The sequence below is a fragment of the Oleiphilus sp. HI0061 genome, from assembly GCF_001635675.1.
In genome coordinates this window covers 1-1149 of sequence record NZ_LWFE01001496.1, presented here as the reverse complement: position 1 = coordinate 1149, position 1149 = coordinate 1, and the positions used below count along the sequence as shown (strand labels likewise).

Sequence of the window (1149 nt, the reverse complement as noted above, 5' to 3'; positions counted from 1 at the left end):
TATCGCGCGTAATCCTGAAACACGTGATTTGATCCAAAATGTGACGGACGATATCAAAGGTCCTAATTCCTGGCTCATTAACACCATCGCATTATTTGATCCTGAAAAAGCTGAACAGTTAAGCACGCCAGGCGCAATTGACCATATCCTTGGTGGTTTGGTTGGCCAAAGCAAACCAAATAACTATGATGTTCCTTATGTACTGACTGAGGAATTCGTTGCGGTTTATCGTATGCACCCATTACTACGTGATGCGGTAGATATCTACGATATCGGTTCAAATGTTGTTTCTGAGCGTATCAATATTGAAGACACGCGTGATGGCGATGCAGAAGATATTCTCGATAATCAGGGCGGCGATCGTCTATGGTACTCCTTCGGCATTACTCACCCAGGTTCCTTGACGCTAAACAACTATCCTGAGTTTTTGCGTAACCTTTCAATGCCGTTAATTGGCGATATTGACTTGGCAACAATCGATATTATTCGTGACCGTGAGCGTGGTGTACCACGTTACAACGAATTCCGTCGCCAGATTGGTTTGAATCCGATTACCAAGTTTGAGGATTTAACTGAAGACCCTACAACTTTGGCTGAATTGAAGCGTGTTTATAACAATGACATTGAGCAGATCGATGCTTTGGTGGGTCAGCTAGCTGAAACAGTGCGTCCTGATGGCTTTGCCTTTGGTGAGACGGCTTTCCAGGTCTTTATCCTGAATGCTTCTCGTCGTTTGATGACAGACCGTTTCTATACTGAAAGCTATACACCTGAAGTGTACACGCAAGAAGGTATCGACTGGGTAGAAAATAACACCATGGTTGACGTGATTCGTCGTCACTTCCCCGAGCTAGAGTTAAGCTTAACGGGTGTAGATAATGCCTTTAAACCATGGGGTTTGAAGATTCCAGATAACTACAAAGAGTGGTCAGCTTGTGATAAAGAGCAGCTCTTATGGACGAACGGTGCAATGCGTACTGAATATGATGCAGGAGAGCGTCCAGGGTTAACTGATATCGATATTGGTGGCCTGATTAATACGGTACTTTGGGAAAAAGTAAATCGTAAGGACGATGTCGCGCCACTCGGTTATGAAAAGCCAATCCATGCTCACGCAGCTATGGCGACCACTACTTTTGAACCTGCTTC

The 1149-nt window shown here is 44.6% G+C and carries 1 protein-coding gene; it reads left to right on the top strand.

The annotated features are described in order from the left end of the window. A partial coding sequence (locus A3735_RS23330) for a peroxidase family protein (protein WP_304440012.1) occupies positions 1 to 1149 on the top strand: 1149 nt, incomplete at both ends.